This is a genomic window from Agrobacterium sp. SOY23 (assembly GCF_027212525.1).
Taxonomy (GTDB): Bacteria; Pseudomonadota; Alphaproteobacteria; order Rhizobiales; family Rhizobiaceae; genus Agrobacterium; species Agrobacterium tumefaciens_I.
This window is the reverse complement of the sequence record NZ_JAPWDT010000001.1, coordinates 228,575-252,193: the sequence shown is the minus strand read 5'-3', so window position 1 is coordinate 252,193 and position 23,619 is coordinate 228,575. Positions and strand designations below refer to the sequence as shown.

The window sequence follows — 23,619 nt, the reverse complement described above, 5'->3', positions numbered from 1 at the left end:
CCCGAAAATCAGAAGCGATTTTCAACAGGAATGATGCGCCCATTAAAGGCTGGAGCGTCCTTTGCCGTCCTTTCGGATGGAAGGAGCGCTCCAAGGCTCCACAGCCTTATATTTTAGCACATCGGCAGGCTGCACAAAGGATAATAGCTGAGTCGCCTTACCCAGCTAAGCACAAACTATGCGACAGGAAACGTTCACTGCAACTTTACCGCGCCAACACCCGCATATCCTCCACTCGAAACGAGATTGCGGACACAAACGCAGCGGATTGTGAACAATCATCCCCTCCCCTCTGCTTTTCCCTTTCCTATCGGTCAAATTTCTCGCAAGGTGCGCTGCACAAGGATCAGGGGAACCGCATGTACGAATATGCCATTGCGTGGGAATGGATGGCCTTTGCCGTCCGCTGGCTCCACGTCATCACCGCCATTGCCTGGATCGGCTCATCCTTTTATTTCATCGCGCTTGATCTCGGGCTGGTCAAACGCCCGGATATGCCACCGGGGGCCTATGGCGAGGAATGGCAGGTGCATGGTGGAGGCTTTTACCACATCCAGAAATATCTGGTCGCCCCCGCCCAGATGCCCGAGCACCTGACATGGTTCAAATGGGAAAGCTACGTCACCTGGCTGTCCGGCTTCGCCATGCTCTGCATCGTTTATTATGGCGGCGCGGATCTCTTCCTCATCGACCATTCGGTGCTGGCGCTCACCCAGTTCCAGGCCATCTGTCTGTCGCTGGCATCGCTTGCCATCGGCTGGCTGTTTTATGATTTTCTCTGCAAATCGCCGCTCGGCAACAATACATGGGGCCTGATGATCGTGCTCTATGTCGCGCTGGTGGCGATGGCGTGGGGTTATACGCAGGTCTTCACCGGCCGCGCCGCCTTCCTGCATCTCGGTGCGTTTACCGCCACCATCATGTCGGCGAATGTATTCTTCATCATCATCCCGAACCAGAAGATCGTTGTCGCCGATCTCATTGCCGGGCGCACGCCGGACCCGAAATATGGCCGCATCGCCAAGCAGCGTTCGCTGCACAACAACTACCTGACGCTGCCCGTCATCTTCTTCATGCTGTCGAACCATTATCCGCTGGCTTTCGCCACACAGTTCAACTGGATCATCGCAGCATTGGTCTTCCTGATGGGCGTCACCATTCGCCACTGGTTCAACACCACCCATGCCCGCAAGGGCAAGCCGACATGGACCTGGCTTCTCACCGCGCTGATCTTCATCGTCATCATGTGGCTTTCCACCGTGCCGAAGATGCTGACCGGCGAGGAGGAGCAGAAAGCGGCGACGCTTTCGCCAATGCAGCAGCAATTCGTCAGCGACGCCCATTTTACCAAGGCGCGCGATGTGGTTCAGGGCCGCTGTTCCATGTGCCATGCGGCCGAGCCGGTGTGGGAGGGCGTGCCCTTCACGCCCAAATCGGTGAAGCTCGAAACCGACGAACAGATCGCCGCCCACGCCCGCGAAATCTATTTGCAAGCCGGCCGCAGCCATGCCATGCCTCCCGGCAACATCACCGCCATCACCCCGGATGAGCGCAAGGTGCTGACCGCCTGGTATGAAAGCGCGGTTTCCGGGGCAGGAAAAGCCGAAGGAAAGACTGAATGAGCATGGTTCTGCTGCGTGGCCGCCTGCTGAGCTTCCGCCGCGCGCCGCTCTCGATCGACGATACACAAAGCTATCTCTATATCGAGGATGGCGGCCTGCTTCTCGAAAACGGCAGGATTGCCGCCATCGGCGAATACGCCGATATTCGCAAGCAAGCCCCCGAAAACATTGAGGAAAAGGACCACCGGCCGCACCTCATCGTGCCGGGCCTCATCGACCTGCACCTGCATTTCCCGCAGATGCAGGTCATAGGCTCCTATGCCGCCAATCTGCTGGAATGGCTGAACACCTATACCTTCCCGGAAGAGTGCCGCTTCGTTGAAAGCGCGCATGCCCAGCGCATCGCCACGCATTTTTACGACGAGCTGCTGCGCCACGGCACCACCACGGCCGCCGCCTATTGCACCGTGCACAAGACCTCCGCCGACGCCTTTTTCACTGAGGCCATGAAGCGCAACATGCTGATGGTGGGCGGCAAGGTGATGATGGACCGCAACGCCCCGCAGGGCCTGCTGGACACACCGGAAACCTCCTATGACGAGACGCGCCAGGTGATCGCCGACTGGCACGGCAAGGGCCGCAACCACGTCGCCATCACCCCCCGCTTCGCCATCACCTCCACGCCGAAGCAGATGGAAGCCGCACAGGCGCTGGCACAGGAATTTCCCGATCTCTTCATCCAGACGCATCTTTCCGAAAATCTGGACGAGATCAAATATACCTGCGAGCTTTACCCCGAAGCGACCGACTATACCGATATCTATGTGCGCTACGGCCTGATGGGCAACAAGACCCTGCTCGGCCACGCCATCCATCTTTCGGAGCGCGAGGCGGACGTGCTGTCGGAAACCGGCGCTGTGGCGGTGCATTGCCCCACTTCGAACCTCTTCATCGGCTCCGGCCTGTTCCCGATGAAAAAGCTGCAGCGGCGTGAAAAACCTGTTCGTATCGCGGTTGCGACCGATATCGGCGGCGGATCGAGCTATTCCATGCTGCGCACCATGGATGAGGCCTACAAGATCCAGCAATTGCTGGGCGAACGCCTCAACCCCTTGGAAAGCTGGTATCTGATGACGCGCGGCAATGCCGAAGCGCTTTCGATGGTCGACCGCATCGGCACGCTCGATGCCGGCACGGATGCCGACATCACCGTGCTGAACGCCTCCTCCACGCCCGCCATGGCGCTGAAGATGGAAGTGGTGAAAAGCCTGACGGAAGAGCTGTTCCTGATGCTGACCATGGGCGACGACCGCACTGTGGTGGAGACCTATGTGGCCGGACGGGCGATGAAGAGCGTGCTGGCATAGTTCGGCTCGGGCCGAAACATAAAGCTGCCAACTCGTTTACATCCGTCACATATTGGATCGAGCGGATGTCGCCTTCTTCTTCTCCCCGCCGGGGAGAAGGTGGCCCGAAGGGTCGGATGAGGGGGCAACGTTGCCGAATATCTCTACCCTCGCCCCCTCATTCCGCTACCGCGACCTTCTCCCCGGTGGGGAGAAGAAACAAGCTGCGCTCGCTCGATTCTCAATGAATGCCCGACGCCGTCCCGGCCAAAATGCCAATGATCTCTGGAGTACCCCGTGCCGGATTTGGACATAACCACCATACTCATGGTTTTTGCCACCTTCACCGTCGCGGGCATCGTCAAGGGCGTGACCGGCATGGGTCTGCCCACGGTCGCCATGGGTGTGCTCGGCCTTTTCATGCCGCCAGTCGTCGCCGCAGGGCTGCTTATCCTGCCTTCCTTCATCACCAATATCTGGCAATTGCTGGCCGGGCCGGATTTCAGGGCCATCGTCTCGCGGCTGTGGCCGATGATGATCGCCATTGCTGCCGGCACCTTCATCGGCATCCGGCTGATGACATCAGGCAGCGGCGTCTGGACCACCTCGGCGCTCGGCCTGTGCCTTGCGGCTTACGCGGCCTATAGCCTTTTTGCGAGACCGATCTCGGTTCCGACAAAGCTGGAACCGAAACTCTCCCCGGCCATAGGGCTGGCGACCGGCCTTCTGACCGGCGGCACCGGAATTTTCGTCGTGCCCGCCGTTCCCTATATCCAGTCGCTCGGTTTCAGCCGTGATGATCTGGTGCAGGCGCTCGGCCTTTCCTTCACCGTTTCGACCATCGCGCTCGCCGCCGGCCTTGCCTTGCAGAATGCTTTTCACGTCGAGCATCTGTCGCTTTCCGGGCTCGCCATCCTGCCGGCACTTCTCGGCATGTGGCTCGGGCAGCAGATACGCCATATCGTCAGCCCGGCGACATTCCGGCGCTGGTTCCTCATCTGCCTGCTTCTGCTCGGAACCGAGCTGTTCCTGCGGGCTTTCTGGAGCTGAAATCGCGTCGATTTTGGTGTCGCAATTGCCACATCCATGTTATGTGAAGCCATCATTCAAATGTGAAGGCTTTATCCATGGGCAAAATCCTGACCATAGCGGACCTGAAAAATCAGGCCCAGCGCCGCGTGCCAAAAATGTTTTTCGACTACGCCGATAGCGGCGCTTGGACGGAAGGCACTTACCGCGCCAATGAGGAGGATTTTTCCAACATAAAGCTGCGCCAGCGCGTGCTGGTCGACATGACCGACCGGTCGCTTGCCACCGAAATGGTCGGCGAGAAAGTCTCGATGCCGGTGGCGCTCTCCCCCACCGGGCTGACCGGCATGCAGCACGCCGATGGCGAGATGCTGGCGGCACAAGCGGCTGAGGAATTCGGCGTGCCCTTCACGCTTTCCACCATGAGCATCTGCTCCATAGAGGATGTCGCCTCCGTCACCTCCAGACCCTTCTGGTTCCAGCTTTACGTGATGAAGGACCGGGATTTCGTCAACAATCTGATCGACCGCGCCAAGGCCGCCGGGTGCTCGGCACTGGTGCTGACGCTCGACCTGCAAGTCCTCGGCCAGCGCCACAAGGATCTGCGCAACGGCCTGTCCGCGCCGCCGAAATTCACCCCGAAACATATCTGGCAGATGGCGACACGGCCCAAATGGTGCCTCGACATGGCGCGCACCAAGCGCCGCAGCTTCGGCAACATCGTCGGCCACGCCAAAAATGTCTCCGACCTGTCGTCACTTTCCTCCTGGACGGCGGAGCAGTTCGATCCGCGCCTGTCGTGGAAGGATGTCGAATGGATCAAGCAGCGCTGGGGCGGCAAGCTGATCCTCAAGGGCATCCTTGACGAGGAGGATGCACGCGCCTCGCTCGATACCGGCGCCGATGCGATCATCGTCTCCAACCATGGCGGCCGGCAGCTCGATGGCGCCCATTCCTCCATCGCCATGCTGCCGAAAATCGTCGACGCCGTGGGCGACAGGGTTGAAGTCCACCTGGATGGCGGCATCCGCTCCGGTCAGGATGTGCTGAAAGCGGTCGCACTGGGCGCCAAGGGCACCTATATCGGCCGCCCCTTCCTTTATGGCCTCGGTGCGGATGGCAAACAGGGGGTGACGACGGCGCTGGAGATCATCCGCAAGGAGATGGATATCAGCATGGCGCTTTGCGGCAAGCGGCTGATTAAGGATGTGGATCGCAGCATTCTGGCTTGATGTCAGAAAGACGGAATCTCAGATATAGGCGCCATAGACTGCAAACATCTCTGCCGTCATGCCGGACTAGATCCGGTATCCAGCCACGGCGTATCTGCGCCGTGAGGAAGAGTCTTTCGCGATCAAGGACTTGATCGCACTGGACCCCGGATCAGGTCCGGGGTGACGGCGTGCGGATGCTGATCCCGCATACACCCCGCCTTATCAATGCCCCACCGTCTTCGAAAACACGTTCACGATCACCACCCCCGTCACGATGAACCCGAGACCGACAACGGCGGCGAGGTCCAGCGTCTGGCGGAACACGAAATAGCCAATCCCGGAAATCAGCACGATGCCGAGCCCGCTCCAGATCGCATAGGCGACACCGACGGGAATGGCGCGCAGCGTGAATGACAGCAGATAAAAGGCCGCGCCGTAAAACAACGCCATCAGCACCGTCGGCAAGAGCCGGGTGAATTGCTGCGACTGCTGCAGGAAGGAGGTCGCGATGACCTCGCAGATGATGGCCGCGACAAGCGCCCCATAGGTAAAAAATGCCGCGTTCATCGTTCCGTTTCCCTTTTCGTCTGGGCGATCATCCGGGCCTTGAGAGCCGCCCTGTCGCCACCTGCCCTGCCGTCTTCGGCCAGAAGATCGGCAAACCATATGCCATCCGCCGCAAGCCGCACCAATTCCAGTATCACCCCGTCATCCGTTTCTTTATGACGGGCAAGACGCGCCTCGAACCAGCCAGTCCACATGCGCCGAAGTGATGGTTCGCCGACCATCGAGACGGAGAGCGCAGCCCATTGCCGGCCCGATTCCCGGTCACGATCGGCAAAGACCGCGTTCACATAGGCCCGCGTGAAGCTCCCGTAAGCTTCACAATCCTGTGAGACAAGCGCGTCGATTTCCGCATCCAGCGCCGAAAGAAGGTCCGCCATCACCGCTTCCAGCAGCACCTGCTTGGACGCGAAATGATGGAACAAACCGCCCTTGGTCACCCCTGCCGCATCCGCCACCGCCTGCACCGAAAGTGCGGCAACTCCCTGATCGGCAGCAAGTTTCGCCGCGCAATCGAGAAGATTGCGGCGCACGACCTCGGGCTGCTTCTTGCGTTCATGTGCATTTGTCATGATTACAAACATACCGGACGGATGGTTTCTTTTCAAGGAAATTGTGGAGGCGACCGGCGGGTTGAAATTCATACTTAATTAAGCATGAAAACAATCTCTAAAGTTTTAGCGGTTTTGTTGCCGGAAAGTGTCAGTAACAATTGTCCCGTTGCGGCAATCGAACGAAAAGGGGTGGACAATGGCGGGAACGCTCAAACGGGGAATGGCGGGCGCATGGGTCTTCGCACTCGCCTTCCTTTGCGCGATCCTTTCGCTGCATGCGTCGCCCGCGCAGGCCGGTTACGCCCATTTCATCATGGATGCCAATACGGGCAAGGTTCTGGCCGCCCGCAATGCCGACGTACTGAACCACCCCGCATCACTCACCAAGATGATGACGCTTTACATGACCTTCGAGGCGCTGCACGCCGGCCGGCTTCGCTGGGACCAGAAGATAAAGATGTCGAAGAATGGCGCCTCCACCATCCCCTCGAAGCTTTACGTGCGGCAGGGCCAGACCTTCACCGTGCGCGAGGCCGTCTATGGCATGATCGTCAAATCCGCCAATGACATGGCCGAAGGCATGGGCGATCACCTCGGCGGCTCCGAGGCGCGCTTTGCCGAAATGATGACGCGGAAGGCCCGCCAGCTCGGCATGTCGAAGACGGTGTTCCGCAACGCTTCCGGCCTGCCCAGCAAATCGCAGGTGACAACGGCGCGCGACATGGCCAAGCTCGGCCTGGCGCTGCAGCGGGACTTTCCCAAGGAATACGGCCTCTTCGCCATGGAATCCTTCAGTTTCCGGGGAAAACGCATCCGCGGTCATAACAATCTGATGTATCGTTATCAGGGCATGGACGGCATCAAGACCGGCTACACCAATGCCTCCGGCTTCAACGTCGTCAGCGCTATCAACCATAATGGCCGCCGCGTCGTCGGCGTCGTGCTGGGTGGCAAGACCGCCCGCAGCCGCGATGCCCAGATGGCGGCCCTGCTCGACAAGGCCGTGCCGCAGGCATCGAGGAGCCGCAATACCGAACAGCTCGTCGCCAGCGCCAATGTCAGCCGCACCTTCGATGTGGCCGCCGCAGTGCCGCCCGCTTCCGCGCCCCCTACATCCGTGCCCCCTACATCCGTGCCATTGCCGATGTTCGCCGAACGCCGCGCCGACCCGGTTGCCATGCAGATTGCCACCGCCAACAACCAGATGGCCGACATGATGCAGGTCTCCGCCATTCCGAAACCTGCTCCCACCGCCGCTGCGACCGGCCAGAGAAGCCGTTGGGAAGTGCAGATTGCCGCCACCGACAGCGAAGCCGCCGCCCGCTCGCTGCTTGCCAACGCCCGCTCCAACATCGGAAACTATGCCGGGATCGCCCCCTATACCGAGGCCGTGCAAAGCGGATCGGCAACGCTTTACCGCGCCCGTTTCACCGGCTTCGAAGACCAGTCTTCGGCGGTTTCGGCCTGCAAGGAGCTGAAGGCGCAATCCTATGCCTGCGTGGTGATGACCAGCGAGGGGTGATTCAGCGCTTGAGCCACCCGTTCGTCAGCGCATCGGCGAGATAGGGAATACCGTTGACCCGCGCCATTTCGGACATGGCCAGATTGTCGTAGCGGATATTCCGGAAATAGACCTGCCAGCCACGCCCGGTCTCTTCCAGCACGGCATAGGTGGCGAGCGGATGCCCGGCCTCGACATGATGGTCGAAAGGTGTGTCATCCTTCCAGCCGGGGCAACCGACACTGCCGGGATTGACGATCAGCCGGCCATCGGAAAGCTGCACCGCGCGGGGAATATGGGTATGGCCACACAGCATCAGCGGCTGGGTGATACCTTCCGCCCTCTCCTCGATTTCGGCGAGAGGCCGCAGTTTCAGCACGCCTTCCGGCGATAGCGTTTCCAGCCAGTAGTCAAGATCGCCGCGCGGCGAACCATGGCAGCAATAGGCGACATCCTTGAACACCATGCTGAAGGACAGCGTCTGCAGCCAGTCCAGATGCGCGGCGGTGAGCTGCGCATGCGCCGGCCGTTCCCAGCTGCCCATATCCTCCGGCGCACGCTCGATCAGTTCCCGGTCATGATTACCGCGAATGCTCGGTATCCAGTTGCCGACCAGCACGTCGCCGGTAAAACCCGCCTCCAGCGGACCGCTGAAACAATCACCGAGATTGACGATGTCCGTGATGCCTTGCTTCGCAATATCCTCCAGCACGGCTTCCAGTGCTGCGCAGTTTCCGTGAATATCGGCGATGGCGGCAAAGATCATGACGGTCAGCTTCCTCGATAGGTGGAATAGCTATAAGGCGAAAGCAGAAGCGGCACATGATAGTGACCACCTTCATCGGCAATGCCGAAGCGAATGGGGATGATATCGAGAAAGGCCGGTTCCGCCAATTGAACGCCCCTGCCGCGCAGATAGTCGCCGGCATGGAAAACCAGCTCATAGTCACCGGCCTTGAAACTCTCGCCGACAAGCAGCGGCCCGCCATCGACCCGGCCATCGCTATTTGTCTTCACCGTTTTCAGCTTCTCGCGCCGATCGCCGGAGAGCCGGTAAAGCTCGATCGTCAGTCCCTCGGCGGGCGTGCCATGGGCGGTGTCGAGGACATGGGTTGTCAAACCGGTCATAGGCTGGGCTCCGCGATCATGAAGGGCTCATCGAAAAAATACTCTTCGAGATTGTTACCCGGCCCATCGCGGTCGGCAACCAGAAAATCCGAAACTGCCTGCAACGGCATCAGCGGATAATGCCAGATATTGCGGCGGTAATTCACGCCCTGGTCACCCCGCGCCAGAAACACCTGCGGCCGGGCGGGCCTGCCGCCCTCATCTTCCGCGACGACGACGAGAAAAGGCCGGCCAGAGAGCGGCGAAAAACTCTGGCTGCCGAGCGGATGCCGCTCCATCATATCGATCTTGTGCGGGAAGACGCGTGGCTGCCCCCGAAAGATGTTGAGAATGATGCGCGCGCCCTCGCCCGCCGCCTCCGGCGTGGCAAGCGCATGATGCCGCTCGGTCTGGCCGCCGTTGATATGCCGCATGGAAGAGGGGGTTGTTTCAATCACATCACCGAAGGATGCGAATGCCTCTTTGGTGAGAGGCCGTATCTCGAGAAAATCAGTCAAATGTCATTCACCTTGGGCATGCCGGTTTCGAAGAAGGGCAAGACGCATCTGCAAATCGGGAATGCTCTCTGTGATGGTTTTCCACACGACCGAGAGTTCCGCACGAAAATAGTCGTGCACGATCAGATTACGCATACCCTTCATTTTCAGCCACGGGATTTCCGGATGCTGCTGCGAGAAAGCTGGGTCATGTTTGTCGAGTTTGGCAACCGCTTCGCCAATCAGGGCGAGGCCCATCATCACCGCCATCTGGGTACGTATATCGGTGGCGAAAGTTGCTTCATCCATACCGCGAATGAAATCAGCGATTCGCGTGGCGGCAACATCCATTTCCTTCAGGTAGAGCAGGAGCCGTTCCACACTCATACTGCCTTCGCTTCCTTTAAAACACGGGCGCGGATATCCGAATGCAAACCGCCTGCGGTAACGATATCGACCTCGATCCCGAGCAACCCCTTAAGTTCCTCCACCAAACCGCCAAGGTCGAACAATGTCGTGCCCGGCAGCGCATCCACCAGAATATCAAGATCGCTGTCCGGCCGGTCCTCGCCGCGCGCCACGGAGCCGAACACGCGCGGGTTTGCCACGTTGAAGCGTTTCGTCGCTTCGCGGATCGCTTCCCTGTTCTTTTCCAGCACCTCGGACGGTCGCATGATCTTTGTCTCCAGACGGCGCGATTCTAGCAGAACGGCCCGTACACGCCAATTCAGCCTTCCGGCAGCATCGAGGAAAGGCGCAGCCAGGCGATCTTTTCCACCTGCGCCGTTGCGGTTGCGAATTCTTCTGCCGCGTCATTGCCGATGCGGGTCTCGAAAGCGGAGAGAATATCGTGCCTGTTCAGGCCCTTGACCGCGATGATGAAGGGAAAACCGAATTTCTCGGTATAGGCGCTGTTCAGCTGGGTGAACCGTGCATGTTCCTCCGGCGAAAGCCGATCGAGCCCGGCGCCAGCCTGTTCGTTACGGCTGTCGGCTGTCAGTTCGCCCGCAATCGCCAGCTTGCCGGCGAGATCAGGATGCGCCCGCAGGACGCCGAGCCTTTCCGCCTCGGAAGCCGCACGGAACTGCGCGCAAAGAGCCGCGTGAACCGCCTTCGCCGTCAGTTCCAGGCCTGCTCCGCCAGCATCGTAAGCTCGTTCGGCAATGAAAGGCGAATGTTCAAACACACCACCGAAACGGGTAACAAATTCCTCGCGCGTCACCATCAAAGCGTCTCCGGCTTGTGATGTTCATGCCAATGGCGGGCGATTTCGATACGCTGCGGGATCCACACCTTCTCGTGACCAAGCACATATTCGATGAAACGGCGCAGCGCCGCGGCCCGGCCCGGTCGGCCGACAAGGCGGCAATGCAGGCCGACGCTCATCATCTTCGGCGCGCCCTCGACACCCTCCTGGTAAAGCACGTCGAATGCATCCTTCAGATAGGTGAAGAACTGATCGCCGGAATTGAAACCCTGCGGCGTGGCGAAACGCATGTCGTTAGTTTCGAGCGTATAGGGAATGATCAAGAACGGCTCATCACCCACGCCCTTCACCCAATAGGGCAGATCGTCGGCATAGGAATCCGAGGAATAAAGGAAACCGCCCTCCTCCATGACGAGGCGCAGCGTATTGTCGGATGGCTTGCCCTGATACATGCCGTAGGGACGTTCGCCCGTCAGCTCGGCATGCAGGCGCACCGCCTCGATGATGTGCTTTCGCTCTTCCTCTTCGGAGAAATCCTTGTACTCCAGCCAGCGATAACCGTGGCTGGCGATTTCCCAGCCCGCTTCCTTCATGGCGGCGACAGCCTCGGGGTTACGGGCCATGGCGGCGGTCACGCCATAAACAGTGGTGGTGACTCCAAGACCCGTAAACATGCGCCACAGCCGCCAGAAACCGGCGCGCGAGCCATATTCGTAGATCGATTCCATGTTCAGGTTGCGCTGGCCGGGCCACGGCTGGGCACCGACGATTTCCGACAGCAGCGATTCCGACGCCTTGTCATTGTCGAGGATGCAGCTTTCGCCACCCTCCTCGTAGTTGATGACAAATTGCACGGCGATGCGCGCGCCGCCCGGCCATTTCGGATCGGGAACGTTGCGGCCATAGCCCACCAGATTGCGGGAGTAATTTTCGGAAATCATTCAGCCACCCAGACCATCTCTCCCGAGGCAGAAGCCAGTTTCGGGAGGCATAAAACAGACCTCCGAAGCGCGACAACCCGGAACGGCCGACACGCGCTTCAGATATGCGATATCCGAACGGTAGCATCCGCATCCGGAATGTCGAGATCAATCTTGCCGACATTCCGATGCTTTTTTGTATACGATTGCGGTGGTGTGCTCTTCAGGCAATCTTTCGGGCGGAAACGCGGCCCATGGGATGCAGCGAATGCACGCGGAAAGGCGCACCGGGCTCATCCTCGATAAAAAGCGCCAGGCTGGAAAATTGCAGTGACCGGGTGAGCAAGGGCTCGAAAACCTTGCGCACGGCCCGCTCGATCCGCTGGCTGCTGGAGGGTTCCACACCGCCCGTCAGCGACATCTGGAAACGGAACTCATCCATCACGTGCGGGCTGCCCCAGCGATGCAGATTGGTGAGCTGCGAGGCCGAAAGCCGGTCCGGATCCGCACGCTCGATTTCCGCCTCGGAGAGCGGCGCACGGTAACGGTCGAATTCCTGCACCACGCGGGCGGCAAAGAAATGCAGTACTTCACACGGACGCTCGGGAACGAGGCTGAAGACATTGTCGTGTCTTGCCACCACCAGTTGCGGCAACGTGAAAGGATCCTGCCTGCCCGAAAAATACATCAGGTCGCGCAGCAACGCCGCCTCGGAGTGGCCCTCGGCAAGGCGGAAGGGGGCCTTGATGGTGCCATGGAAACCGTAACGGCGCGGCAGAGCCGTATGGTAGGAAATCTCCTGCATGCCGAGATCGATCATGCCCGGCGGCTCCACCGCATGACCGGAATAGGCATCGCGCCCCAACCACGCGGCGGCAGCCTGCGTCAGGGGGTCATTGGGGGAAGGCGTGAAATGAATGGCGTATCGCATGCGCTGTCACCTCGCCGCAAATGCGGACAAACCGGCCTCTTTGCAGGCCAGCAAATAAGTGATTTGCGTGACAGATTAACGACGTAAGCGGCCTAATCAGAACTTTCTAAAGTCCGCAACGGCAATACTCACGTGTTCTTGAACGCGAAAGCTGGAGGGCACCGCGGGCTCCTTCCCGCACACGGCCTGCAGCGCCGCATCGGCAAGAAAATGGGCAAGACCGAAGCTCACCTTGAAACCACCCGACAGCGCAACGAGCTTCGGATGGCCGGTGATCGCCCCCACCATCGGGTCCCTGCCCACCGCCTTCGGGCGCAGGCCGGCCCAGCGTTCGAGCACCGGCGCGTTGCCAAGCGATGGCACGATGGTACAGGCATCGGCGAGCAGTTTTTCGAGTTTCTCGTCGGTATCGAAGGGATCGGAAAAACAATCTTCGCTGGTACTGCCAATCGCAACGGTGCCATCCTCATGCGGCACGATATAAAGACCGTTGAGAAAGACGACCGGCATGGCCGGGTCAACAGCGGCATCAAGAAGCGCCGCCTGCCCCTTCACCGCCTGCCCGAGCACGACACCCGCTTCCAGCCCGAGAGCATCACGGATCAGGGGAAAAGAAGTGTGGCCGTTGGCGACCACGACATGGCCGAAGCTTATCTCGTCTCCCGAAGACAACACCGCCCGCCCGGCATCCGCATCAAGGGAAACGACGCGGCAACCTTCCGCCACCTGCACATGCCGCGCCTTGTGGAGAAAGGCCGAGAGCAGCGCGATCATGGCGCGTGGTGACACACGCGCCGCCAGCGTATCGAAAACGAAACCCGCCTCGCCCGCCGCATCCTCCACCCAGCCTGCAACCGACGGCCTGTCGCCGACATGCCAATGGAATCGGCGCTCGCCCGATCGCCAGTTTTCCTCCGCATCCCGCTCATGCCGCTCGGCGATGGTGCGCAGATGTGGCCTGGGCAGTGGAATGATCCGGCCGCATCGGCGATAACCGGCGGAAAGCCCTGTTTCCGCCTCCAGCCGCTCAATCTCCTCCTCAAGCGCGATGAGAGCATCGAACTGGAACTGCTTCTTGTCCGACCAGCGATCCGGCATATGCGGCATCAAGGCGCCCAGAAGCCCGCCGCTCGCGCCGCCACCCAGACGGTCAGCCTCCACCAGGAGCGTATCGATGCCGAGCCGTTCCGCCTTCACCGCAGCCCACAGGCCCATGATGCCGCCACCGACGATGAGGAGCGGCACGGAAGGCGGCAAAGATGTTCTTCGTGATTGACCCTGTTCGAAAGCGGGATTATCGGCTTTAGCCATGAAAAATTCCAACGACACTATCAGAGAGACCGGCGCAGAGCCCGGTCCAGCGACCGGGGAACACCAGACGTCGCTCGACTGGCGTGACGGGGATATGCCCTATTCACTGGCCTTTGACGATCATTTTTATTGCCAGACGGATGGCAGGCTGGAATGCGGCCATGTCTTCCTGTCCGGAAACGGGCTGCCGCAACGCTGGCTGGAACGGGAAGGTGTCTTCCGCATCGGCGAGCTGGGCTTCGGCACCGGCCTCAATCTCTGCGAGACCTGGCGGCAATGGAAAGAGGTCCGCAACGGCCGCTCCACGCTGCATTTCATCTCCTTCGAACTCTACCCGATGAAGGCGGACGAGATCGACCGCGCACTTTCCCGCTGGCCGGAAGTGGACGCCGAACGCAAGGCGCTCGTCGCCCGCTGGCCGGCCGAACCGCAAGGCCGGGTCGAGATCGAACTGGATGATGCGACGCGCCTGACCGTGGTCTGCGGTGAGGCGCTCACCGGTATTTCCAATAGCGGGGAAAGCTTCGACGCCTGGTTTCTCGACGGCTTCGCACCGGCGCGTAACCCGGACATGTGGTCACTGGAGATCATGCAGGCGCTTTTCGCGAAAACGGCACCGCAGGGCACATTCGCCACCTATGCCGCCGCCGGTTTCGTCCGCCGCAACCTCATCGCCGCCGGTTTTGACCTCGAACGACGTAAGGGGTTTGCCGGAAAAAGAGAGATGCTCTGCGGCACCAGGCCCTCCGCCTGAAGCATTTTCACAAGCCGCCGACGCGACCCGCATACATCGTCACACGCCCGGCGCGTCCCGGCGCGGCATGTCGCCCCCCAGCCATTGCGCGATCTTGTCCTCGAGAATTTCGGGGCTGATGGGCTTCGACAGATAATCATCCATGCCCGCCTGCAGGCAGAGTTCGCGGTCCGCCTCCTGCGTATGGGCGGTGACGCCGACGATCGGCACATGCCGGCCATCGGCCGCGGCCTGTTCGGCGGCGCGAATGGCGAGCGTCGCCTGATGGCCGTTCATCACCGGCATGGAGACATCCATCAGGATGAGGGCGGGATTATACTCCTCCCACGCCTGAACGGCCTTCTTGCCATTGCCGACGATCAAAAAGCGCAAACCCGCCTGCTGCAGGATCTGGGTGAAGACAATCTGGTTGACGTCGTTATCCTCGGCCACCAGCACATCGAGAAGGCACGGCCGGCTGCGGTCGGGAGCCGTGACCGGAACTTCGGCCCGTTGTTTCCTTTCGGCGGTTCGGCTATCAGGCCGGTTTCCTCGACCGTTGGCTTCCCCCGCAAACGAATGCGGCCGCGTACGCTTCAACCGCACATCACGCACCACGTCGAACAGGGTGGAACGCAGCAGCCGCGCCCGCGCCGGCTTCATCAGATGCGCCTGCACGTTGAGATCGGTGAACAGCGTCTCGTCGCCGACGACATCCATCGAGGTCAGGAAAACAATGGCGATATCGTCAAAGCGCGCATCCGCCCGGATCCGCTCCACCACGTCCAGCCCGTTCATGACCGGCATATGATAATCGAGGATGATGGCGTCGATGGCAAAACCGAGGGACACTGCTTCCTGCAGCACGGCGATGCCGGAGCGCCCATCCTCCACCGCATGGCCGTCTATGCCCCAGCTTCGCAGCTGTTCCGTCAGGATACGGCGGTTGACGTCGTTATCGTCGATGACGAGCACCCGGATATCTTCGATCGGCACGGAAAGCGGCGGCGCGTCCCGCCGTCGTTCCGTCACCTGAAACGGAATATTGACCTCGAAGGCGGAGCCCTTGCCGACTTCGCTGACGACATTGATCTTGCCGTCAAACAGGCCAACGAGGCCGACCGTGATCGCCAGCCCCAGCCCCGTTCCCTCATGGCGCCGTGTTGCCGAGCCATCGACCTGGCTGAATTTGTCGAAAATCGTTTCCAGCTTGTCGGCCGGGATGCCGATGCCGCTGTCTTCCACGCGCAGCGACAGAATCGTCTCTGAGGCTTCCGCCGACTGCGCCGAAAGCTCGACCAGCACATGCCCCGTTTCCGTGAACTTGACGGCATTTCCGACGATATTCGTGACGACCTGGCGGAAACGGCCGGCATCGCCGATGACCTTGCCGGAGACCGAGGCATCGATGCGGACGATCAGCTCGATGTCCTTCTCCAGCGCCGCCGAAGAGAGGAGCGAGACCACATCCTCCACCGCTTCCGCGGGATCAAAAGGCACGCTGCGCAGCTTCATCTGCCCGGCCTCGATCTTGGAGAAATCGAGAATGTCGTTGATGATCGTCAAAAGCGCATTGCCGGATTTGACGATGATGTCGGTAAAGGTCTTCTGGCGCGTGTCGAGCTTGGACTTGGCCAGAAGCTCCGCCATGCCGAGCACGCCATTCATCGGCGTGCGGATCTCATGGCTCATATTGGCCAGAAATTCCGATTTGGCCCGATCCGCCGCTTCCGCACGGGAAAGCAGCCGCTGCAACTCCTCCTCGCGCATCTTCATCTCGGTTACATCCGTAACGATGATGAGCCAGTAGTTGCCGGAACTGTTGGTGGCTTCCAGGTTGAGCCAGGTTTTTCCGGCAGCATGGACAAGCCAGGAAAACGGCCTGTTGGCCGCGATATTCTCTCTCCAGACCCGCAGCGTCTCGCCAGCCTCCGCGGCCGAGCCGAAATCACCACGCCCGGCGCAATGGGCAAAAAAGCCGGCCCAGTTGCGGCCCTGTTCCAGCAGATGCGGCGGCACCTCGAACATCCGCGCCATCGCCTCGTTGGACATGATGATCGTGCCCTCTTCGACCAGCACCAGCCCCTGCGCCATGGCGCGCGTGGCGCCCTGCATATATTCGCCGACGCGCTCCAGTTCCGCCTTCGCCTTGCTGATCTCATCGTCGCGCATGCGCACGTCGGTCACGTCGGCATAGGTGCTGAGGATCTTCCCGCCTTCGAGGCGGGTTTTCGAAATGACGGTGACCTTGCCGCTTTTGCTGCGCACCTCGCGGGGGGCGAGGATCGCATCTTCGGCCAGCCGCTGCACCCGCTCGTCATAGACCTCCTCGAAGGACCTGCCGCCATAATCGTAAAGGCCGCTGTCGAAATTCATCTCCATGAATTCGCGATAGCTCTTGCCGACAAGCGACTTCTCGCCACCGATCTCACCCCAGACCTGGTAGAAGAACGGATTGACATATTCGATGACGAGATCGGCGTTGAGCAGAAGCACGCCCACCGGCAAGGCGCGGAGAACCGCCTGGAGCTGCCGGTGCAACGCCTCGGCTTCGGCCTGCGCTGCGATCAGCGCCTTTTCCCGGTCCTGCAGCAGGCTGACATCAGTCACCGAACCCACCAGATAATATTCATCGTCGGGCGTCGCGACCCGGCCGAGCCGGGTGATGATGGGAACGGTACTGCCATCCGAAAGCTGAACGTTTGCCGTCCTTTCAATAGACTCCCCGGTTTGCAGAATATGCTCGTTTTCCCGCTGGAACTGCGGCCCCTCCTCCGGAAACATCTCGCATTCGGTCTTGCCGATAAGATCGGCAAGGTTGCCATCCAGAAATTTCTCGTAGGCCGCGTTGGCAAAGGTCAGGCGCCGGTCCTGATCACGCAGGAACACCGCAACCGGCAATTGCTCCAGTGCGGCGCGCAGCGACCAGGTTTCGCGGATCTGCGAGCTCAAAAGCGTCTCATGCGCCTTGAACTCGGTCACATCGATACGCAGCCCCACGAGCATGCCGTTTTCCAGCCGCTTGTTGACCATTCGCACCCAGCGGCCATCGGCGAATTGCTCCACCCTTTCCAGATAGGGCAGGGAAAAATCCCGTAACTGTTCCTGCATCCAGCCCTCGAAGGCCGGATCGTCTTCTTGCGCGTCACGGTAACCGCTCGAAAAATAGAGCGCCTCCATCAGCGCCTCGAGCCGGATGCCGGGCTTCAGCTCGACGCCGAAAGCGCTGTAAAATTCCGCAAAACGGGCATTGCAGTAGACCAGCCGGTTTTCCCGGTCGTAAATAACGATGCCGGCGTCGATGAAATCGATCACGCCGCTGTTGAACAGCAGGTCCGCCGTATCGCCGGCGGGAGGCGCCCGCTCCAGAACGGCGGATGGCATCTCTTCAAACACTTCGAACAGGAAAAGATTGCCGTCATCGCCGGTAAAACGCTCGCAACGGAGCGTGTGCGGCACCTGGGAACCCGTGACATGGCAGGCAATCATCTCATCGGTGGCGAAGACCAGCGCGCGGCGCTCCCTGTCCTCACGCTCGGCATCGCGAATATCGCCGGAAAGGGAAAGGCTGGTGTGGCCTTCAAAGGCGGCAGGCGCACGCCCCATGGCCCGGCCATAAGCGGCATTGACCACGATATAATGCAGCTCGCTGTCCTTGATGCACGCGGGCAGGTCCAGGGCGGCCACGGCCCTGCACGCCTTTTCCAGCAACCCGCAGCCTTCGGTCAATCGATACTCCACACCCTGCAGCCCACCTCGGTCGAATCAAATATTTTCGGACGCCGTCGCAAAAACGTTATGTGAGAAAATCTATTTTTGCTATGTATCCAACGGTCTCGTTACCCTTTTTTAACCACAATTCTTCGCTTGCGCGCGCACCGCTCCGGCAGCCGCCGGTCACTGGTACGCATGGCTGCCATGCGCCGGCTGGCGGTGGCGTTACAAAACTATCGCTTGACTTTAACGCACAAAACGCCCACATCCCCGTCAAGCTTTCACCTTTGGCAGCCGCGTGAGCTGCAGCGTATGACCGGAAAACATCCTTAAAAAAGGAATCTGGCCCGCATGAAGGAAAAGCGCAAAGAATACAGAAGACGGCATTTGCCGCACTGATGCGCAGAAAGTTATTCCAACCCACAAGTTCCCAATTCACGCGGGGTTCTTGACGCCGAAACCACCGGACAGCAGCCCTGCTCCGGGTGAGTTTGTTTTGGCGCCCCGAAAGGCAATGTATATTGACCAGTTTTAGCGAACTCGGCCTCTCCGAAAAGATTGTGGCCAGCGTTACCCAGCTTGGCTACACCACCCCAACTCCCATTCAGGCAAAGGCCATTCCGCTGCTGCTGGAAGGCCGCGACCTGATCGGCCTCGCACAGACCGGCACGGGCAAGACCGCCGCTTTCGGCCTGCCGATCATCGAAATGCTGATGAAGCAGGCGGACCGTCCGGCAAACCGCACCTGCCGCACCCTCATCCTCGCCCCCACGCGCGAGCTGGTGAACCAGATCGGCGAAAACCTGCGCTCCTTCGTGAAGAAGACGCCGCTGCGCATCAATCAGGTTGTCGGCGGCGCGTCGATCAACAAGCAGCAGCTGCAGCTGGAAAAGGGCACGGATATCCTCGTGGCCACCCCCGGCCGCCTGCTGGACCTCATCGCCCGCAACGCCATCTCGCTCTCCAAGGTCACCTATCTGGTGCTTGATGAAGCGGATCAGATGCTCGATCTCGGCTTCATCCACGATCTGCGCAAGATTTCGAAGATGGTGCCGGCCAAGCGCCAGACGCTGCTCTTTTCGGCCACCATGCCGAAGGCGATTGCCGATCTGGCCCACAGCTACCTGACCGATCCTCTCAAGGTGGAAGTGACCCCGCCCGGCAAGGCAGCCGACAAGGTGGAGCAATATGTCCATTTCGTCGCCGGCAAGAACGACAAGACCGATCTCCTGAAGAAGTCGCTGAACGAGAACCCGGATGGCCGCGCCATCGTTTTCCTGCGCACCAAGCACGGCGCCGAGAAGCTCTACAAGCATCTCGAACATATCGGCTTCAAGGTCGCCTCCATCCACGGCAACAAGAGCCAGGGCCAGCGCGAGCGCGCTCTGAAGGGCTTCAAGGATGGTGAGATCAAGGTTCTGGTCGCAACCGACGTCGCAGCCCGCGGCATCGACATTCCGGCCGTAACGCACGTCTTCAACTACGACCTGCCGGAAGTACCGGATGCCTATGTTCACCGCATCGGCCGTACCGCCCGCGCCGGCCGTGACGGCATCGCCATCGCGTTTTGCGCACCGGATGAAACCCGCCTGCTGCACGACATCGAAAAGCTGATGAAGATCGAAATCCCGGTCGCTTCCGGCGAACGTCCGGCCGGTCTGGCGAGCCCCTCGCGCGGCAACAACAATCGCGGTCGCAACAATAATGGCGGCCAGCAGCGCGGCCCGCGTGAAGGCGGCCGCCACAATGGCGAATCCCGCCCGTCCCGCCACCATGCACCGCGCGAAGCGGATAACGATCTGGAAGTCACCTCCGACTTCAAGCGCGTGAAGCAGGCGGAAGGCGAAGCAGGCCGCCCGGCCGGCCCGCGCAAGCACCGCCGCCCCGCCCGCAAGCCCGGCGGCAGCGGCGCCAACCGCCACGCACCGGCCGGCGGCAACGGCCAGGAAAAGCGCGCTTCCGGCAACGGCCATCGCGGCCGTAACCGCTAAGTTGCTCTGAGTGGATTGAGGGCGTCGCGGCCCGTTTCTTCTCCCCGCCGGGGAGAAGAAACAAGCGGCACCCACTCGCCAATCAAGCCCCGCAGCCATACGGCCAGTGGGGCTTTTCTTTGTTTTCAACCGCCCTGCGCAACCGGCCGGCGCCTTGACGGCAAGGTCATGGCCAGCACGCCGGCAATCACGCAGACGAGGCCGACCCACATGGCGGGCGTCGGCATTTCCCCCAGAAACACCATGCCGATGGCGACACCGACCGGCACCCTGAGATAGGCCTGCGACGTGGTGCCGACCGAGCCCAGCGTCTGCATGAGCCGGAAATAGATCATGAAGGCAAGCGCGGTGGAAAAGACGCTGAGGCACAGGAGTGCCGTTAATGACGCCGCCGAAGGCGACAAGGTCCAGGGCCGGTCGGCGATCAGGCTGACGGGCAACAGCAGCACAGCGCCGCAGATCAGCGATCCCGCAGCCGGCATGATCGGATCCAGCCCCTTGAAGTTCTTGCCGAAAATCGCCGCGCAGGCGTAAGAAAACGCCGCCGTCAGCACCGCGAGCTGGCTCCAGATCGCTTCCCCCGCACCGCTCAGCGCTTCCATGCCGATGATGAGGCAAACGCCCGTCATGCCGGCAATGGTACCGAACAGCTTACGCCCGCTGACCGGCTCATGCCGGATGAGGAGTGCGGTCAGAAGAAAGGTGAAGATCGGCGTCGTGGCATTGAGAATGACGGCGAGACCGGCATCGATGCTCTGTTCGGCCCAGGCAATCAGCGTGAAGGGCAGGACGCTGTTGATGCAGGCCTGAATGAAAAACAGCCGCCAGGTCGCAAAATCCGTAGGCAGGCGCAGTCCGCGCAGCCGGATCACCACGAAGAGCAGCAGGCCGGCGATCAGGGTTCTCGATGCGATGAAGGTGATGGGCGGGATGGTCTCCACCCCGATCTTGATAAAGGTGTAAGACGCGGCCCACAGCGTGGACAGCAAGGCGAGAAGCAGCAATTCGCGGGCGATGGTGTTCTGAGGGGTCACGGATCGATTTTCCAACTGTGTCGAGGATGACCCGTTCTTAACCCGAAAACAAGCATCTATGCTTCGGCAGCGGCCGAAGTTTCAATCCTTTTCCAAAAAAAGCCCCGCACGGTATAACCATGCGGAGCTTCGACAAAAGAGATCGATGACAATGAGCGGGCAGATCAGGCCCGGCGTTCATCCACCGAAAAAGCGCCCGGACCGGCAACGAACAGATAAAGGAAGATGAAGCAGAAGAGGATGGCGGCATCGCCACCGTTCAGGGCCGGGAAGAAATTGCTCGGCGCATGCGCCATGAAATAGGCGACCGCCATCTGGCCGGACAGGATGAAGGCGACGGGACGCGTGAACAGCCCGATCAGCACGAGAATGCCGCCGACGAGTTCCAGAATCGCCGCCACCAAGAGCATCGTCGGCAAGGAGCCGTCCATCTGCGATGTCGGGAAACCGAACAGCTTCTGCGTTCCATGCGAAATGAAAAGCAGCGCCGTCATGATGCGCAGCGCCCCGAGTGCCTGCGGGCGATAGCGGGAGAGAGAGTCGAAAGTTGCCATGTTCATGTGTCCCCGTTGAAGTGGTGCGACGCTCGATACAGCGCAATTATGCGTTTATGGATACACGTCTCGAACACCGGAAATCACGTTTCCGATATAGCAGAACTCCCTTAAATACTTAAAGGGAGCCATTCTACACATGGTTGATTTTTCACCACAAAACTGGGCTCATGCCGAAAAAATCAACCCAAGGATACAGGCATTTTCTTGGCGGGCAAAGGCGGAAAAATCCGCCTCTCCCTCACGCCTGCAAGACGACGACCTTTGAACCCACCGGCACGCGGCTATAAAGATCGATGATGTCGTGGTTCAGCATGCGGATGCAGCCGCTCGACATGGCATGGCCGATGGATTGCGGCTGGTTGGTGCCATGCAGGCGGAACATGGTGTCATTGCCACCGCGATAGAGATAAAGCGCACGCGCGCCGAGCGGGTTGTTCGGGCCGCCCGGCATGCCGGCTGCGAATTTCAGGTTGCGCGGATCGCGGCGCATCATGTTTGCGGTCGGCGTCCAGGACGGCCATTCCGCCTTGCGGCCGATATAGGCGTCACCCTTCAGAGCAAGACCCTGCCGTCCGACACCGACGCCGTAACGCATGGCGCGTCCATCGCCCATAACGTAATAGAGCCGCCGCGCCGGCGTATCCACCACCACCGTTCCGGCGGGGTGGCTGCTGTCATAGGTGACTTCCTGCCGGCGCAGCTCCGGCTTGACCTTGTCGAGATGCATGGCGGGAAGCGGGAACTTCTCCTCCGGCTTTGCCGCATAATTGAGCCTCTGCTGGCCAATGCCGGTATTGGCACAGCCGGCCAGAAGCAGCGGCAATCCGATGAGAACACCACGACGTGAAATAGACATATAACCCCCGCCAAATCTTTGGATTAACGAGAGGTATAATTTTATGGTTAACAAACCCCTAATATGAGGTTGTAGTAATTAATGTACAACAACCGGAGCGGCCGGTTTGCGATTGGCGAGATAAACCCCCGTCACCGCCAGAACCGTGCCGGCAATCATGGCGGGCGTCAGCGTTTCGCCGAACAGCAGCGCGGCTTCCACGGCGGCCAGCGGCGGCACGAGATAGATCAGCGAGGCGGCGCGTGAGACCTGCCCGCGGCGAATGAGATAAAGAAGCAGCGCCACCGCACCGATGGAAATCGCGCCCACGGACCAGCCAAGCGTGGCGGCAAGCCCGAGGCTCCAGTCCACATGCCCATCCTCCAGCAAAAGCGCGAAGGGAACGGTGACCAGCAACGCGCCTACATATTGCAGCGTCGCCACGGCCATGATGTTTCCGCCATGGACATATTTCTTCTGGTAGAGCGTGCCATAGGTCACCGAAACCATGCCCAGCACATTCACCGCCACGGCATAAAGCGGCACTGACATGCCAAGCGTGCCTGTGGCCATGACCTTCGGCAGCACGGCAATGGCGATGCCCGCAAAACCGAGCAGGAGACCTGCGCGCTGCAGCGGCGAAATTCTCTCCCCAATCATGAAACGGGCGGCCACTGCCGTCATCAGCGGCTGCAGGCCGGCGATGATGCCGCCAATCGCGGCCGGCACGCCCTGCCCGATCGCCCACCAGATCATGCCGAGATAAATGCCATGCAAAAACACGCCGGACAGGATCGCCCGCAGGACATCGGCACGCTGCTTCGGCCACGAAATGCCGGAAAACCGGCAGATCGCCCACAACAGCAGGCCAGCCAGCAGATACCGCAGGCAGAGGAAGGTCAGCGGCCCCGTATAATAGACGGCATATTTGGCGGTGACCCAGCCGGTCGACCAGAGAAAGACGAAGATGGCCGGAGCCAGACGGTCGAGCGACATGGGAACATCCCCTGTG

At 60.4% G+C, this 23,619-nt stretch carries 23 protein-coding genes; 7 read left to right on the top strand and 16 right to left on the bottom strand.

The genetic code is table 11. The features are described 5' to 3' along the window. The first annotated feature begins 359 nt into the window (after positions 1 to 359). The 4 genes from puuD to O3S81_RS01220 all read left to right on the top strand — a co-directional run bounded on the left by puuD (position 360) and on the right by O3S81_RS01220 (position 5,169). A complete protein-coding gene (gene puuD / locus O3S81_RS01235) occupies positions 360 to 1,622 on the top strand; it encodes a urate hydroxylase PuuD (protein ID WP_269340418.1) in 1,263 nt (420 codons plus the stop codon). Then, positions 1,619 to 2,929 (top strand): guanine deaminase, encoded by a 1,311-nt coding sequence (gene guaD, locus O3S81_RS01230; protein WP_269340416.1) that lies wholly within the window; start codon positions 1,619 to 1,621, stop codon positions 2,927 to 2,929. Before puuD ends, guaD begins: the two co-directional genes overlap by 4 nt. Positions 2,930 to 3,235: 306 nt before the next feature. Beyond that, on the top strand, positions 3,236 to 3,958 hold the full coding sequence (locus tag O3S81_RS01225) for a sulfite exporter TauE/SafE family protein (RefSeq protein ID WP_269341377.1): 723 nt from the start codon (positions 3,236 to 3,238) through the stop codon (positions 3,956 to 3,958). Positions 3,959 to 4,035: 77 nt separating this feature from the next. Then, positions 4,036 to 5,169, top strand: coding sequence for an alpha-hydroxy acid oxidase (locus O3S81_RS01220; protein WP_269340414.1), 1,134 nt, complete (start codon positions 4,036 to 4,038; stop codon positions 5,167 to 5,169). A gap of 204 nt (positions 5,170 to 5,373) precedes the next feature. Here O3S81_RS01220 and O3S81_RS01215 read toward each other — a convergent pair whose 3' ends face one another. Together O3S81_RS01215 and O3S81_RS01210 are read right to left on the bottom strand one after the other, a co-directional pair. Continuing rightward, positions 5,374 to 5,718, bottom strand: coding sequence for a DMT family transporter (locus O3S81_RS01215; RefSeq protein WP_269340413.1), 345 nt, complete (start codon positions 5,716 to 5,718; stop codon positions 5,374 to 5,376). Beyond that, positions 5,715 to 6,299 carry a TetR/AcrR family transcriptional regulator gene (locus O3S81_RS01210; protein WP_269340411.1) on the bottom strand — a complete coding sequence of 195 codons (585 nt, stop codon included), beginning with the start codon at positions 6,297 to 6,299 and terminating at the stop codon, positions 5,715 to 5,717. Before O3S81_RS01210 ends, O3S81_RS01215 begins: the two co-directional genes overlap by 4 nt. 190 nt (positions 6,300 to 6,489) lie before the next feature. Between O3S81_RS01210 and O3S81_RS01205 the strand changes: the two genes are divergently transcribed. After that, positions 6,490 to 7,791: a D-alanyl-D-alanine carboxypeptidase gene (locus tag O3S81_RS01205; RefSeq protein WP_269341376.1), complete on the top strand. Its 1,302-nt coding sequence runs from the start codon at positions 6,490 to 6,492 to the stop codon at positions 7,789 to 7,791. A gap of 1 nt (position 7,792) precedes the next feature. Here the strand turns inward: O3S81_RS01205 and O3S81_RS01200 are convergent, their stop codons facing one another. The 9 genes from O3S81_RS01200 to O3S81_RS01160 all read right to left on the bottom strand — a co-directional run bounded on the left by O3S81_RS01200 (position 7,793) and on the right by O3S81_RS01160 (position 13,743). Next, the gene (locus O3S81_RS01200; protein WP_269340409.1) at positions 7,793 to 8,536 is read right to left on the bottom strand and encodes a metallophosphoesterase family protein; all 744 of its coding nucleotides are present in this window, start codon (positions 8,534 to 8,536) and stop codon (positions 7,793 to 7,795) included. Positions 8,537 to 8,541: 5 nt separating this feature from the next. Continuing rightward, on the bottom strand, positions 8,542 to 8,898 hold the full coding sequence (gene uraH / locus O3S81_RS01195) for a hydroxyisourate hydrolase (protein ID WP_269340408.1): 357 nt from the start codon (positions 8,896 to 8,898) through the stop codon (positions 8,542 to 8,544). Further along, the gene (locus O3S81_RS01190; RefSeq protein ID WP_269340406.1) at positions 8,895 to 9,395 is read right to left on the bottom strand and encodes an ureidoglycolate lyase; all 501 of its coding nucleotides are present in this window, start codon (positions 9,393 to 9,395) and stop codon (positions 8,895 to 8,897) included. The genes uraH and O3S81_RS01190 overlap by 4 nt, the downstream gene beginning before the upstream one ends. A gap of 3 nt (positions 9,396 to 9,398) precedes the next feature. After that, positions 9,399 to 9,761: a HepT-like ribonuclease domain-containing protein gene (locus tag O3S81_RS01185; protein ID WP_269340404.1), complete on the bottom strand. Its 363-nt coding sequence runs from the start codon at positions 9,759 to 9,761 to the stop codon at positions 9,399 to 9,401. Next, positions 9,758 to 10,048 carry a nucleotidyltransferase family protein gene (locus O3S81_RS01180; protein ID WP_269340403.1) on the bottom strand — a complete coding sequence of 97 codons (291 nt, stop codon included), beginning with the start codon at positions 10,046 to 10,048 and terminating at the stop codon, positions 9,758 to 9,760. The genes O3S81_RS01185 and O3S81_RS01180 overlap by 4 nt, the downstream gene beginning before the upstream one ends. A 53-nt stretch (positions 10,049 to 10,101) precedes the next feature. Further along, positions 10,102 to 10,599 (bottom strand): 2-oxo-4-hydroxy-4-carboxy-5-ureidoimidazoline decarboxylase, encoded by a 498-nt coding sequence (gene uraD, locus O3S81_RS01175; RefSeq protein WP_269340401.1) that lies wholly within the window; start codon positions 10,597 to 10,599, stop codon positions 10,102 to 10,104. Continuing rightward, positions 10,599 to 11,522, bottom strand: coding sequence for an allantoinase PuuE (gene puuE / locus O3S81_RS01170; RefSeq protein ID WP_269340400.1), 924 nt, complete (start codon positions 11,520 to 11,522; stop codon positions 10,599 to 10,601). The genes uraD and puuE overlap by 1 nt, the downstream gene beginning before the upstream one ends. A gap of 202 nt (positions 11,523 to 11,724) precedes the next feature. Continuing rightward, positions 11,725 to 12,432 (bottom strand): DUF1045 domain-containing protein, encoded by a 708-nt coding sequence (locus O3S81_RS01165; RefSeq protein ID WP_269340398.1) that lies wholly within the window; start codon positions 12,430 to 12,432, stop codon positions 11,725 to 11,727. A 96-nt stretch (positions 12,433 to 12,528) separates the two neighbouring features. Beyond that, positions 12,529 to 13,743 (bottom strand): NAD(P)/FAD-dependent oxidoreductase, encoded by a 1,215-nt coding sequence (locus O3S81_RS01160; protein ID WP_269340396.1) that lies wholly within the window; start codon positions 13,741 to 13,743, stop codon positions 12,529 to 12,531. Between O3S81_RS01160 and mnmD the strand changes: the two genes are divergently transcribed. After that, positions 13,742 to 14,497: a tRNA (5-methylaminomethyl-2-thiouridine)(34)-methyltransferase MnmD gene (mnmD, locus tag O3S81_RS01155; RefSeq protein ID WP_269340394.1), complete on the top strand. Its 756-nt coding sequence runs from the start codon at positions 13,742 to 13,744 to the stop codon at positions 14,495 to 14,497. The genes O3S81_RS01160 and mnmD overlap by 2 nt on opposite strands. A 39-nt stretch (positions 14,498 to 14,536) precedes the next feature. On the opposite strand, the gene O3S81_RS01150 is transcribed toward mnmD, so the two are convergent. Next, positions 14,537 to 18,205 carry a PAS domain-containing hybrid sensor histidine kinase/response regulator gene (locus O3S81_RS01150; RefSeq protein WP_269340393.1) on the bottom strand — a complete coding sequence of 1,223 codons (3,669 nt, stop codon included), beginning with the start codon at positions 18,203 to 18,205 and terminating at the stop codon, positions 14,537 to 14,539. Positions 18,206 to 18,711: 506 nt separating this feature from the next. Here O3S81_RS01150 and O3S81_RS01145 point away from each other — a divergent pair. Further along, positions 18,712 to 20,181, top strand: a complete 1,470-nt coding sequence (locus tag O3S81_RS01145) for a DEAD/DEAH box helicase (protein WP_269340392.1) — start codon at positions 18,712 to 18,714, stop codon at positions 20,179 to 20,181. 125 nt (positions 20,182 to 20,306) lie between these two features. Here O3S81_RS01145 and O3S81_RS01140 read toward each other — a convergent pair whose 3' ends face one another. From O3S81_RS01140 to O3S81_RS01125, 4 genes are all read right to left on the bottom strand, one after another. After that, complete coding sequence (locus O3S81_RS01140) at positions 20,307 to 21,215, bottom strand: DMT family transporter (protein WP_269340390.1); 909 nt, start codon at positions 21,213 to 21,215, stop codon at positions 20,307 to 20,309. Positions 21,216 to 21,379: 164 nt separating this feature from the next. Next, the gene (locus tag O3S81_RS01135; RefSeq protein WP_269340389.1) at positions 21,380 to 21,769 is read right to left on the bottom strand and encodes a DoxX family protein; all 390 of its coding nucleotides are present in this window, start codon (positions 21,767 to 21,769) and stop codon (positions 21,380 to 21,382) included. 241 nt (positions 21,770 to 22,010) lie between these two features. After that, positions 22,011 to 22,628 (bottom strand): L,D-transpeptidase, encoded by a 618-nt coding sequence (locus O3S81_RS01130; protein WP_269340388.1) that lies wholly within the window; start codon positions 22,626 to 22,628, stop codon positions 22,011 to 22,013. Positions 22,629 to 22,706: 78 nt separating this feature from the next. Continuing rightward, positions 22,707 to 23,603 carry a DMT family transporter gene (locus O3S81_RS01125; RefSeq protein ID WP_269340387.1) on the bottom strand — a complete coding sequence of 299 codons (897 nt, stop codon included), beginning with the start codon at positions 23,601 to 23,603 and terminating at the stop codon, positions 22,707 to 22,709. Between the last annotated feature and the right edge of the window lie 16 nt (positions 23,604 to 23,619).